Below are 14,254 nucleotides of genomic sequence, written 5' to 3' on the forward strand. Positions count from 1 at the left end.
ACTTATCTCCATACTGACGATTACTTAGCTGAAGTAATAGGAAAGAGCCAAGAGAGAGCTAAGATATTTATAAATGAATTTGTTTGATAAAATACGTGATTAAAAGGGAGTATTATAAATGATTTTATGAAAATAGGGAAAACACCTGTTCATATTCTAACACAGAAATTAAGACCGCTTATGCTATTGATATTAAACGGGTAACCTTGTGAAAAAGTAGGTCACTACCATCACTGACACCTCTTATGTTTATAAAAAGTATGCTTATCCCAGCGTTATGATTTGGTTTTACAATGTATCCAGTTATATTGTTATAATAGATGAATAATACAGTAATGCATTAAGGCAGGGATAATAAAATGGATGATAAATTATATAAGATATTTGAAGAAGTAAAGCGAAAATCGGAATGCACACTTGGTCCGAGAGCCTATCGGGATGCTGATGCTAAAAGAATGAGACCAGAAGAACCAGATGATATGCGCACTCAATTTGCCGTAGATAGAGATAGGATATTGTATAGTGGTGCATATCGCAGGTATCATGGTAAAACTCAGGTTTTTTCCTTTACTAATTTGATTGATGAAGAGATGACCAATCGGAATTTGCACATAGCTTATGTTTCTCAGATTTCTCGCACTATTGGCAAGTATTTAGGATTGAACACAGAATTAATAGAAGCTATTGCGTTGGGTCACGATTTAGGACATCCACCTTTTGGTCATGATGGAGAGATAGCTTTATCTGATGCTTGTGTGAGACATGGTATAGGGCATTTTCATCATAATATTGAATCTTTGCACATTGTAGACCATATTTCTCGTAAAGGAAGAGGATTGAATTTAACCTTTCCCGTAAGAGATGGGATTATTTCTCACGATGGAGAAGTGCATAATACGATTTTATATCCTGAAAAGGACAAAGATGAAGCTCGGATTCAGGAATATATAAGATTAAAGAAGGAAGGAATGGAAATTGATTGGATGCCGGCAACTCTGGAAGGATGTGTAGTTAGAATTACAGATACGATTGCTTACATCGGTCAGGATATTGAAGATGCCATTCGTTTTAATCTTTTGAAAAGGGAAGATTTGCCCCAAAAGGTTACTGATAAACTGGGTAATACCAACAGTCAGATTATAGACACTTTGATTAGAAGCGTTATTATTAACAGTTATGGACAGGATTGGATAGCTTTTGATGAAGAAACTTCCTATTATCTTCTGGAACTGAAGAAATTCAATTATGAAAATATTTACACCAATGAAAAAGTGAAAAAATCCAATAAAATCATCTATCGCACAATGGGAATAATGTTTGATAAGTATCTGGAAGACATTGAGAAAAATAACCGGGAGTCCAAGATTTTTAAACATTTTTTAGACCATAAATCTCCAGAATATAGGGAAGGTTTTTCTCCTGCTGAGCAGGTGCGTGATTTTATTGCTACTATGACTGACCGCTATTATAATGAAGAGATTAAGGACTATTTATTACCCTGGAAATGGTAAAGTTATTCTTTAGCTAATTAATTAAAGGAGGATATATCTTCATATTCCTCTATTTTCTTATATTGCCAGGAGAGTAGGATTCTATCTATTAATGCCACTATTCCAAACATAGCTAAACTCAGTAGGATAATGACTATTATAGCAGCAAAGACACTGGCAGTACGGAAGGATTTGGTAGAGCGAGTAAGATAAATTCCCAGACCAGCATTTCCACCTAACCATTCACCAATTACAGCAGCCATAACACTATAAGTGGCAGCAAGTTTTAATCCAGTAAAGAATGTAGGTAAGGAAGCGGGTATTTTCAAATAGCGATAAATCTTCCAATCGCTTGCACCCATTGATTTTAAAAGTCTGATTTGTTCTTGTGAAACCTGTTTTAAACCATCATACAGACCCAAAGCTATAGGGAAAAAGCACATCAATACTACGACAAAGATTTTAGCTGGAATGCCATAACCAAACCAGAGAACTATTAGGGGTGCCACAGCAATGATGGGAATGGTTTGTGAAACAACCAGATAGGGATAGAAAATCTGTTTAATAATTTTTGAACTATGCATAGCTAAAGCGGTTAACACTCCCAAAATAGTTGCCAGAAGTAGTCCAGAAACGCTTTCAATGATAGTTGGTTTCATATGAGACCAGATTAATTCAGGAAATTCTTTAAAGACCTGAATAACCTCTTTAGGTGAGGGCAGAATCCAGAATGCAACAACAGTTCTGGAGCTTAAGTATTGCCAGATTAGGATGATTACTATGAAAAACAGGATGGGGAGATAATATTGAGAAGCGTTCTTTTTCATTCTTTACCCAGGAATCGTATTTCAGTTTCCAGCTTAACTCCAAATCTATCATAGACAGTTTCTTGCACATATTTAATTAAAGCTAAAACATCAGCTGCAGTAGCTCCACCCAGATTTACGATAAAACCACAGTGTTTTTCCGAGATTGCCGCTTTTCCTATTTGATAACCACGTAAACCGCATTGTTCTATCAATTTACCAGTATAAAATCCTTCTGGTCTTTTAAATACAGAACCGGCACTGGGAAGGTCTAATGGCTGTTTTTCCTTTCTCTTTTCTTCAAAGGAGCGCATTCTTTCGGTTATGATGTTTGGGTCTTCTGGTTGAAGTTGAAAGACACTTTTAATATGAATAAGGTTTTTTTCTTGAAAGATACTTCTGCGGTAGGCAAAATTATGCTCGTTAGCATTGAGATGCTTGATGGGATTTAAAGAATTTAAGCTATCCAGATTGGGCTCCAGATAGTCACTACTAAGAAGGACATCTTTTATTTCCGAGCCATAAGCACCAGCATTCATAAAAACTGCGCCACCGACTGTTCCCGGGATTCCAGAAGCGAATTCCAATCCGGAAAGTCCTTCTTCCTTAGCAAAATAGCATAAGGCTTTTAAAGTGACGCCACAGTATGCCTCTATAAAATTTTCTTCGTGTTTTAGTTGATTCAGTGCAGAAGTCTGAATTACGATGCCATCTACACCTTTATCGCTTATCAATAAATTAGAACCATTACCGAGGATGAAGTAAGGTATATTAAAACTGATGGCAACTTTCAGTATATCAATCAGTTCCTCTATATTTTGCGGTTGGCAGAATACTTCCGCTGGACCTCCAATCTTAAAACTGGTATAGGGAGCTAAAGGTACATCAAAACGGATATTTCCTTTCTCTATTAGGGTGGGTAATTGTTCTTTTATCAGTTGAGCTAACATCATTGCTTACTCACATTGAAAAAACGGATAACTTCATTGAGCAATTCCAATTCGCTTTTAATTTCCATGCATTTAGCTGGAAGCACTTCTTTAAAATATTTTCCATAGTATTTATTTGAGACGCGTGAATCCATTATCAGAACGATACCGCGGTCTTCTTTACTGCGAATAAGTCTTCCAAAACCCTGTCTTAATTTAAGCAGAGCATTTGGGAGCATATAGTGCATAAAAGAATCTTTATTCTCGGTATTAAGTTTGTCAATCAGAGCTTCCACAATAGGTTCAGAAGGCACTTGAAAAGGCAATTTAAAGAGGATAAGCATAGAAAGTGAATCACCTTGAATATCAACACCTTCCCAGAAAGAATTGGTTCCCAATAGGACGGCATTTTTATAACTTTTAAATTCTTCCAGCATAGAGGAGCGGCTATAAGTTTTTCCCTGAGCAAAAAGCGGTCTTTTACGATGATACAGAGGCTCACTTAGATAATCATATACACTGTTTAAGTCCTTGTAATTCGTAAAGAGAATCATTGTGCCAACATCAACGGAAAGAACCAGTTGTTCAACACATCCTAAGGCTTGATTGATAAAGAAACGGTCCTTGGGCTCAGGTAGAAAGCTACTTATCATCAGGAGTGACTGTTTATCGTAATCAAAGGGAGAATCTACAATATATTCGTCCAATTGTTCAGGTGGAATCAGGCTTAATCCACTTTGAGTAAAAAAGTATTTAAAAGATTGGCGTAAAGCAAGAGTAGCAGAAGTAAAAATAATACTCGGAATATTCTTATAAAGCATTTCGTTTAACTGGAGAGACACATCAACGGGTGCATAGCAAAAAGTAGAGACAGGAGTTTTTGGGTCGGGACGCAAGTCATTTTCTATCCAGAGTGCATTATTCATCAAATCTGGATTTTCCAGAATATCCAGACCAACCTGGATATCTACACTTCTTTTTACTAAACCGTTTATGGATTCATTTAGGGTGTCGTAATTGGGAACTTGTTTGCTGTTTAGCATAGAAAAGGTATCAGCTAAATTGGATAGTTGTTTCAGGAAAGAGTGCCACTGTTTATTCAGCTTATCCAGTGATTCATATAAATGGGGGAAATCTTCGGGATTTTTAATTCTCAGTTTTGAATAGGAATCTGCCTGTTGACAAAGGTCTTGTGCTTCAGTGAAAAGTTCCAGCGAAATCTTACGCATAGTGCTGATTTGTTCACTCAGACTTTTTGTAATCATCTGGATTTGTTCATTGCTGGTTTCAGGGATAACACTTCTTTTAAGCATAAAATCAAGCTGATTAAGAAGACCCACATTTTTCCTTTTTGTAGCTGGAGCGAACTGATTAAACAGATTGACTAAATCTTGATATCCAACCTCAAATCCAAGATTTTTTGACGCAGAGTCCATTAAATTATGAGCTTCATCTACCACCAGATAATCATACTTCCCCAGGGTGGTATTTTCCATTCTTAAATCAGTTAGCAGTAGGGAATGATTAGTAACTACGATAGTTGAATTTTCTATATGTTTTCTAAGATTGAGCACATAGCATTTACCAGAGTGGGGACATTTTCTTCCCATACATTGATAACGGTCGGAACAGATTCTTTTCCAGATGATATTAAAACGTTTTCGGTCAAAGGATGAATTTTCCGAGATATCTCCAGATTTTGTGAGCTGTTTCCAAATATAAAGATAGAGCAATGCCTGAGCTTCATAAGGAATTAAAGCAGTAGATTGTTCCATCAACATATCATTCCATCTTCTTTCACAGACATAATTTTCTCTACCTTTAACCAGTGAGGCTTTAAAGGGCAGAGGCAGCATCTTTTTCAATTGAGGTAGGTCTTTATAAAAAAGCTGGTCTTGCAGATTTTTGGTATTAGTAGAGACCACTACCCGAGTTTTATTCTTATGGGCAAAAATCATAGCCGGAACGAGGTAGGCAAAAGATTTTCCTACTCCAGTTCCAGCTTCAATTGCCAGATGTTTAGTATTTTGAAAAGCTTCTTTCACTTTATTTGCCATTTCCAATTGACCAGAACGGAATTCAAAATGAGGAAACTTCTGAGAAAGCAGACCTTCGGAATTGAAAACCTCATCCAGCGAAATATTATGGAAGGGAATATCATTTTCTATCACATTTGGTTTCGCATAGTCAAGAGGAGTAGTGTGTTCTCCTTTCAGCACATAGCTTCTTTGATATTCCACCAGTAAATGGAGATAATCATACAAGGAATTATTCAGTTGAGCCTGTTTACTGAGGTCCAGCAAGCGAGCATTAGTCATCATTGAATGGTGCTTGATAATGTGTTCGGTCATAGCTATCAAAAGTAGACCACTTGCTTCAGCATCGGCAGTAGCTCTATGAGCAGCTTCCGGGGTAATATGGAAAAACTTTAGCATAGTGCTTAGTTTATGGTCACTGACGAAGGGGAAATAGACTCTTGATATTTCTTGTGTATCCCAGAATTTATTAGTTAGAACAGCACCTTTATTTAAAGCGGAATGATGGTTTATGAATCCGATATCAAAAGGTACATTATGTCCCACCAGAACGGAATCTCCGACAAAAGAGAATAAATCCTTCAGGGCAATTTTTGCTTCAGGAGCGGTGGATAAATCATCAGGATTAATATGAGTGAGAAATTCTATATATTTTGGCATTCCCCGATGTGGTTTAACCAGCGTGGAGAATTGGTCTTCAATTTTCCCTGATTTGAAACGGGTGGCAGCTAATTCTATAATTTCATCACGGGAAGGGTCCAGGCCTGTGGTTTCTGTATCAATAGCTACAAAATCCAGATTATTCTTTAAACCAGCCAGCTCTTCTTTTTCCATTAGTGAGGGATTTCCTATTCGCCCTCTTTATAGAGATTATAGCGTTTTAGTTTCTGAATCAAGCCTTGACGTGAGATTCCCAGTTCTTTTGCTGCTTGAGTTTGATTCCAATCAAAAGCTTCCATTGCATCTTGAATCATTTTACGTTCCAGTTCTTCCATTGCATCTTTTAATGTTTTCCGTCCAGAAAGGATACTGATGGTTTTCTGATTTTCAATATAGCGGCGCACTTCATCAGAAAAATCGGTACCTCTAATAAAAGAAGCATCTTCAGCCAAAGTAACAGCTCGTTCTATTTCATTTTCCAGCTGTCTAACATTTCCGGGCCAATCATATTGTTCCAGCATTTTCATTGCTTCATCAGTGAATCCTTGAACATTCTTTCCCATTCTGGTGTTATATTTATCCAGAAAATGGATTGCCAGCAGCGGAATATCACCAGTCCGATTTTTTAAGGGTGGAACTTCTATGCGGATTACATTCAATCTATAATACAGGTCCAGACGGAAAGCTCCTGATTTAACCCTTTCTTCTAAAGGAACATTAGTGGCACAAACAACGCGGACATCAACTTTTTCTGTCTTTGTGGAACCAACTCTTTTGATTTCACCTTCCTGCAGAAAACGAAGCAGCTTAGCCTGAGTGCTGGGAGTTATATCCGCTATTTCATCCAAAAAGAAAGTGCCCCCATCTGCTATTTCAAAAAGGCCTTTCTTGTCATATGCAGCTCCAGTGAACGAACCTTTAACATGACCAAAAAGTTCGCTTTCCAAAAGAGTTTCAGGCAAAGCACCACAATATTGAGCTACGAACGCTTTATTCCTACGATTGCTTCTATAGTGCAAAGCACGAGCTAAAAGTTCTTTACCAGTTCCACTTGGTCCTTCCAGAAGGACAGTTGTAGGTGTGTCTTTTACCTTTTCTATTATATCAAAAATCTTGAGCATCTCTGGACTTTGTCCAATAATATCAGAGTATACATTTCCCATATTAAGTTGTTCTCTGATGCTATTATGCGTTTTTTCCAGACCAGCAGAACGAATATTTTCTATGGTGACAATTGCTTGATTGGTGAGTGCACTGAGCAGATTTATGATACGTTCAGAGAAATAGTGTGAACCGCTTTGAGCAAAAAGTAACACCGTTCCCAGAACATTCTTTCTTATGAAAAGCGGAAGCACTATGATATGATTGTAGGAAGGAGCAAAATGCGGTTGCTTGAAGTCTTTTATGCTGTTTGTATTATATGCCATATTACAGAGATTCATAAAGATATCATAATACTTATTCTCTGAAGAAAAATTCTGGAATATCTTATATTCCCAGGAATCTGGAACGGTCTCACTTCTATGCAGACAGAGTATTCCTCCATCTGCTTCTGATATGTCAATTAGTCCAGAAAGTGTTTGTTCTATAAGCACATCCAGATCCGAGATAGTATTTAGCCTTTGAGTTATTTCATAGAATTGGTTAAGCAGATTTTCTTCAAACTTAACATCTCTTAATTGTGAAGAATATTCCCGGGAAATCTTCTGCATTAAAATATCATTCTTCTCCAGAAGCTTGATAGAACCATATTTCTGTAATATTTTCTTATTAGTCTTTAATATTTCCAGAGCAGCTTCCCATTCTTTTAAGTCAAAAAGAACCTCTGCCAGCTCATAATTTGCCAAAGAAAGTTCATAATTATTGGAGGTCTCCACAAAAAGTTCTATAGCCTGGTGCAGATGTTCTTTAGCGGATTCCAGATTTTTCCGCTCCAGTAATGCTCTGAGATAATGAATTTTCCCTAATTCAAACAAGCGATTTCCTTCACTTGCCATATTCATCGCTTCGGTTAAATAATATTCTGCACTGTCATAATTTCTGGTTAAAATGAAGTAGTAAGCTTGTTTTTGATATCCCTCTATGATTTTATCTCTCGCATTGATAGATTTGAAGAAATCCAGACTTTCCACCAGATAGGTATATGCTTCTTTAAATTTATGCAGTTTAGTGAGCACACTTCCCAGATTACCATACAAATCAGCCTTAATGAAATCGTCATTAACAGAGGGAAGTAATTCTAAACCTTTAAAATATAAATCATAAGCCAGAGTCAGTTCATCCTGTTTCTCATAAACTTCACCTAAGTTATTGAAAGAGCGAAGTAATCCCTCAGTAAAATTGTTCTCCTCACTTTTTTTGATTGCCTGTTCATAAAGTGCTATGGATTGTGCCCAGTCACCTTTTTTGAAGTAAAGAGCTCCTAGATTGTTTAATGATGCTATAATATTGCGATAAAATCCAAAGTCTACTGCCGTCTGTAGTGAATTTTTTAAGGCTTCTTCTGCTTTATCATATTCATTATGGTCCATCCAGGTGATGCCAATATTATTATATATATTTGTGATATTATAAGGTTCATTAAGCATTTTTTGTAGTTTAAGTGCTTCTTCCAGATACATCAATGATTTTTGACCGTCACCTTTATCATCCATCAGACCACCGAGGTTATTATAGCAGATAGAGATTCCGTTTAGATTGAAATGTTCCTTTTCCAAAGCCAGACTTTTCAGAAAATATTGTTCACTTCTATCCCAATCTCCTTGAAACATATAAAGTACTGCCAGATTATTATATACAGCAGCCAATCCACTATGGTCATTGGCAAGACTAAAGAATTTTTCCGCCTCTTTAAAATTCTCCTCAGATTGTTCCCATTCATTAATATAGTAAAGGATTTTACCTTTAATTTTTCTGGTTTCACCTTGCAGCAAAAGGCGTTTATCTTTATCGTTGATAGAGGTACTTTGATGGCTGATTTTTTCCAGTTCTTCCAGTGCGGAATCATAGTCTTCTGTTTCACCCAGGATATCAGCTTTAAGGAGCAATATCTTCAATTTCCAGTAAGGGTCTATGGTCTCGGGGGAATATTTATTGATTATTTCCAAAGCAAAGGCAGTAGAATTTACCGCAAAAAGATTACTGGCGAGCAAATAGACAATTTCTTCTGCCGGTAATAAGTTTTCCGTGCAGATGTGCAAGCTCTGACGAAGATATTCTATGGCTTCATCTTTCTTGTTGGAATTGGCATAAGCTAAGCCAATATTTTTATGGATGAGCATTTGTCTGTCAGGCTTCTTAATATGCTGAAGTTGATATTGATAAAGCTGCAGCAAGCTATCATTATCAGATAGATTTTCCAGTTCTTTTATGACCGCTTCAAAAGCTGAAGCTTCATATTTATTCATCTGCATCAAAATTTTTACCTTGATTTGTTCTTCACTTTTATCTTCTGCTAAGTTATCCAGAAGTTTTTGAATCAAGGGAGAAGACAGAGCTTCCGGATGCTGTTCCAGCCAAACCATCATAGAAACTTTTTTCTGGACTACCCAATCCAAATCAGGATGTTCTATTAATCCAGCGTTGTACAATTTTTCCAGGTCTTTTTTAATGTTTTTTTTGCCACTTATATTTTTGATATTATCTTCGTTGAATTTCTGGTCTAAAATAAACATACTGAGTAGCAATTCTTTCTGGTTTTCAGGAAGATTTTCCAAAGTTTCAAAATATATCTGTAAGGGGTCATAATTTTTATCCAGAAATGGAGTTAAATCAAATTCAGTTCCGTTTTTCCCCAATTGCATATCATTGAAAATCTTTTCCAGGATAAGCATATTACCTTCAACTATCTTCTGCAAAATCTCACTTTCTTTACTGATATTTTCTACTGCTTCAGGAAAGGCAAGTTGTATTATATTTTGAACATCTTCCACGGTTAAAGGCGGAACTATCTCCCAATGGGCAAAAGGGAAAAGACGCTGCTGAGAAAGAAAAACTATTTGAATACCACTGTCTTCAGCATATTGCACCAGATACTGTAAATAATCCCGGCTATATTTATCTAAAATATCACCGTCATCTATGATTATTGCACGAGGAGTCAGAAAGTTATGTCTATTCAATTGCTCTGTAAGATAGTAGAAAAAATCATATTTTCTGCCCGTGCGATATTGTTGATTGTATTCCTGATAAAATTCTTCCAAGGCGCCAGGTTCAACATCACTTATTATGGGTAGTAGCAGAGAAAATTGATTGAAATAAAGAGGGTGAGGCGAGTAGAAATATACTTTTTCGTAAGAATTTTGAAGAGTTTCCATCAGAGGTTTTATCAGGTATGACTTTCCTGAGCCAGCTTTTCCTGTAATCTCTATCAAATGGCTATGTGATTTGTCCAGTAAAAGGTTCAAGACCTTTGACAGCGAAAAGCGCTGACTTATATAATTATGTAGCTGTTGTGTTAAACCTTCCGTCATATTTTTTACCTCTGTTTTAAAAAGAAGCATTTACATTAGAGTTGTAAATTATATTTACACTATACTGTCAAGAAAAATAATCAGCTATTTTCAATTTTGTTCTCCTATTACTTTCTTTTAACATTAGGAAGCTATTTTTCATTGACTTAATCACAATTCACGGTTTTTTGATAAGAAGTAACACCTGAAATGTCAAATTGTGACAGCAATTTGAAGAGGATGGTAGCAGAATATGATTTGGAGATTTACTTAAAACAAGAGATGTGATTATGAATTGGCGGTTAGATTACAACACGAATCGACCTCACAGTTCCCTAAACTACATGACTCTAACTAAATTCCGAGAACACTATGAAAACAATGTTGATAACAAACGTGTCACCTTACAAGTGGTGTAAAAAAATGGGACAGGGTCACAGTAGATAACAAATCTCATAAAGTAAGGAGAAAAAATGGTTGATATTATTAAGGTAAATGAAGAGTTAGATCGCTTCGCAAGGAGAATTGGTCTATCTCGATTAAGCGATCTTGTAGGTTTGGATAGAAGTTCTCAGTATGTAAGATACATTGATTTGTCCAATGGTTTATTGTTGGATTTGAACATTGTTGATGAGATGGTTTTCAAGGACTTTAATATACGAGAGCTCCCTGAAATATTTATTGTTCAGGAAGCACAATCAGGCGAAAACACAACAGATTGTACTCATGCCTTTTGTGAAGCAGATATAGATGACGAAGATATGAAAACTGCTTTATCTGAGATCTACAAAACCATACTGGACAGTGCACAAACACGAGTAAGACAGACTATAAAGCTTTGTAACCGTCTTAATGATATAAAGACGGTTTTGATGATTTGCTTGGCTGGGTATGATGATAAGTTCCTATATTATTCTGCTGTGATAATAAACGACTTATTTCAAGATGATTTTCAAGAACTCGACGGAATAGTTGTTTGCATTTTACAAGAAAATGAGATTGTTGTAGAAAATGGAGAAATATACCCAATTGCTATATCAATAGTAAGACATGAAGATAAAGTTAAAAAGGACCTATGCACGAGACTTGGAGATTTTTGGAAAGAATATCATAAGGCGGGAGGTCATAACGCATCTAGAAATATCAGTTCAGATACTCTTGAAGATATAAAAAGGTCAAACGATAAAGAATCTCTCACGCTCAATAAGGACTTCTTTGAAAGTGAATATAGGAAAATATGCGTTGAGCGTGGAATTGATCCAGTTTGTATATTTCAAACATCTGTTATACTTCCATATCATATTCCTTTAGATGGTCTTAAGGTCACTTTTAGTGTTAATGATAAATCACTTGCAACTATAGTGTTTCATTCAATCAAACATACGCAGCCAATATACACCGATTTAGAAATGGAATCACCCTGGACTCAGGAATTATCGAAGTCATTCATAGAGTTTATTTATGCCACAAAAGACGAATCAAACCAACTAAGTAATCGTGAGGAAGATGAAATCAGCAGGGTGTTTGATATTTGCTTGGAACTTCTAAACTACTTAGTTGTGTCGTATCAGATAACGTATAAAGATCCTACTGTTTATAGAATTACACTGCCAATGTTAGAACCATGTTGCATTTGCAGATTAATCGACCCATCATCATGGAAGACTGATAATGTGTTATTCATCTTAAATTACAATATCCCGTACGCGAAATCTGTAGTTTCAAATGCAGGGGCATCAGCCGTGGTACATTATGCTAATGTTCTAAAACAAAATTGGAACCCATTTATGCTATCTGCAGAATTGATAGTTGGTGCAGATAGAAATATATCAGTCGGGCAGTATAGGGAAGCTGTAATTAATATCCAATCAGGTTTTGAGTCTTTTATAATGGTTCTAGCACAAGAGATATACAAAAATGAAGGTAAATCGTTAGCTGATTTAGAGACTCGATTCAAAAATAATGGTTTGACCCACATTCTTAAATCAGAGTTCCATAATCGTTTGGGAGGGCACTGGGATATAACTGATGCATCAACAGCGATAGGGCAATGGTATGCAGAATGTTACATGCTAAGAAACAAAGTTGTCCATACTGGTTACATGCCCACACACGACGAAACAAAGCAGGCTTTTTTTGCTTGTGAGAACTTCATTCAAGAGATTATAGCCAGTTTGAAGAATAATCAGAAAAAATATCCTAATATAGCAAGGTACTTTGTGGTTTCAATAGTGGATGAAAAAGGAGAAGTTATTCAGCATGCTCGGGATGTGATTTTTGGACTAAGCGAGGATATTACTGATAAACCTGATAAGACAAAGGAAACTAAGGATAAGACCTGATTCAGAAGTTTCCAAGATTTGTATAGTTCAACCGTTGCACTTTCACTGCGAGTTTTTCCAATTGGTCAATTTCGTTGAGATTCTGCCAGTTCCGAAATCAGTATGAAAAAAGTCCAGATTTGACACAAAGCTGTCACCAATCAGTTCAAAGAAGTCCAAAACCACTATGACATATTTCCGAAAGTAGTCCTAAGCATCTTTGCACCAGATAAAGGCTTATACCGCTTTGTCATACTGATATCGGTCTGACACTTTGGGTATCATTTAATAGAGTTAATAATAATTACTTATTACTGATATCTTCTTTTTTATTTAGCTACCTTAATTTACAGGAAAATAATCCAAATTTTGGGAGGTGATACATTCATTTTATAGATTATCTTCGGGACCAAATAAAAAAGGCTCAGATAATAAAATCTGAGCCTTTTCTTTACTTGCAGAAATGCATATATTTGCATTCCTGATGGGTTAAATCACAAGTCTTCCGTTTCAATCTGGAATCCGAATTGATTGAAAAGGATATCCATCAACATTAATATCACCATTTCAAAGAAGAGTTCCTCTCTCTCTTCTTCTGGTGGTGGCATTCCCAGCAGACTATTAACTTTGTTAGCCAGTTCTTTTGCTAGATTTCTGATAATGTTCTCATCCATTTGTATTCTCCTTAAGAAGTATATATTTACGAGACCACATATTTATTTATGGTCTCTCTATAAATATAGGAATGACATTTTCCAGGTGCGTGGATTTCTTTATTCACTCAAGCCCGTAAGGGCTTTTCATTAATTTATAAACTATAATTTTATTCTAAGTCTTATATTTTATGTTTAACATTCAAAAGATATCATAGAGCAAGAACAGCCAGCTACTGATTAGGTTTGGACAATGAGGACATCGTCCTACCTCTCATCAAATTTCCCAAAGAAATGGAAGAAAAAATCCAACAAAGAATACTTTCCCAAAAACAAATTAGCTCATAGTGCAATGAATTAATCTCTTGTTTCTTCCTTTATGTCACTTCTTAATCAAGCGTTTATCAAGCGTTAATTAATTAAGACTTGATTAACGAGTGATTAACACTTGATATAAGTAATCGTTTAAATTGCAGTAAGATAATTTAGATATTACCTCTAAATAGAAATGAGGAAAAGTTAAAGAAATAATAAGGTAACAGGAGATTAATTAAATTTTGATTAATATATACGGGAATTTTAATGAATACCCTATAAATTCCTGGTTCCTTTGGTAGAGAAAGCGTTTACATCCAGAGAAGAGAATTGATGATTGAGCAATTTTGGAACGGCAGCTGCTCCAACCATAGCGGCATTATCCATACAAAGTGAAACTGAAGGATAAAAGATCTGGATATTTAATTTGGAAGCTTTTTCACTTAACTGGGTTCTTAAGGCAGAATTAGCGGCAACTCCTCCAGCTAATAATATGGTATTAATTTTGTTTTGTCTTGCCCAGCTAAGGGTTTTATTAATGAGAGGATCTATGATAGCTTGCTGGATTGAAGCAGCTAAATCAGCTTTATGTT

Annotated in this window: 8 protein-coding genes and 1 pseudogene; 3 read left to right on the forward strand and 6 right to left on the reverse strand. The window is 35.9% G+C overall.

All coding sequences use genetic code 11. The features are described from left to right. Positions 1–359 precede the first annotated feature (359 nt). Positions 360–1,511 carry a deoxyguanosinetriphosphate triphosphohydrolase family protein gene (locus tag E0946_RS06690; RefSeq protein WP_133201699.1) on the forward strand — a complete coding sequence of 384 codons (1,152 nt, stop codon included), beginning with the start codon at positions 360–362 and terminating at the stop codon, positions 1,509–1,511. Positions 1,512–1,528: 17 nt separating this feature from the next. On the opposite strand, the gene E0946_RS06695 is transcribed toward E0946_RS06690, so the two are convergent. The 4 genes from E0946_RS06695 to E0946_RS06710 are packed head-to-tail and all read right to left on the reverse strand — an operon-like array spanning position 1,529 to position 10,393. Further along, complete coding sequence (locus tag E0946_RS06695) at positions 1,529–2,317, reverse strand: ABC transporter permease (protein ID WP_133201700.1); 789 nt, start codon at positions 2,315–2,317, stop codon at positions 1,529–1,531. After that, positions 2,314–3,249, reverse strand: a complete 936-nt coding sequence (gene murB / locus E0946_RS06700) for a UDP-N-acetylmuramate dehydrogenase (protein ID WP_243713774.1) — start codon at positions 3,247–3,249, stop codon at positions 2,314–2,316. Before murB ends, E0946_RS06695 begins: the two co-directional genes overlap by 4 nt. After that, positions 3,246–6,095 carry a helicase C-terminal domain-containing protein gene (locus tag E0946_RS06705; RefSeq protein ID WP_133201701.1) on the reverse strand — a complete coding sequence of 950 codons (2,850 nt, stop codon included), beginning with the start codon at positions 6,093–6,095 and terminating at the stop codon, positions 3,246–3,248. The genes murB and E0946_RS06705 overlap by 4 nt, the downstream gene beginning before the upstream one ends. Before the next feature lie 14 nt (positions 6,096–6,109). Then, positions 6,110–10,393 carry a sigma 54-interacting transcriptional regulator gene (locus E0946_RS06710; RefSeq protein ID WP_133201702.1) on the reverse strand — a complete coding sequence of 1,428 codons (4,284 nt, stop codon included), beginning with the start codon at positions 10,391–10,393 and terminating at the stop codon, positions 6,110–6,112. A gap of 254 nt (positions 10,394–10,647) precedes the next feature. Here E0946_RS06710 and E0946_RS07485 point away from each other — a divergent pair. Further along, positions 10,648–10,791, forward strand: a pseudogene (locus tag E0946_RS07485) (integrase core domain-containing protein); the annotation flags it as partial. Between the two features lie 54 nt (positions 10,792–10,845). Next, entirely contained in the window at positions 10,846–12,714 is a 1,869-nt protein-coding gene (locus tag E0946_RS06720) for a hypothetical protein (protein ID WP_133201704.1), read from the forward strand. Positions 12,715–13,187: 473 nt separating this feature from the next. Here E0946_RS06720 and E0946_RS06725 read toward each other — a convergent pair whose 3' ends face one another. Together E0946_RS06725 and E0946_RS06730 are read right to left on the reverse strand one after the other, a co-directional pair. Continuing rightward, positions 13,188–13,367, reverse strand: a complete 180-nt coding sequence (locus E0946_RS06725) for a hypothetical protein (RefSeq protein WP_133201705.1) — start codon at positions 13,365–13,367, stop codon at positions 13,188–13,190. Positions 13,368–13,937: 570 nt separating this feature from the next. Next, a partial coding sequence (locus E0946_RS06730; RefSeq protein WP_478210240.1) for a Kae1-like domain-containing protein occupies positions 13,938–14,254 on the reverse strand: 317 nt, incomplete at its 5' end.

Source organism: Candidatus Syntrophosphaera thermopropionivorans (assembly GCF_004353895.1).
GTDB classification, from domain to species: Bacteria; Cloacimonadota; Cloacimonadia; order Cloacimonadales; family Cloacimonadaceae; genus Syntrophosphaera; species Syntrophosphaera thermopropionivorans.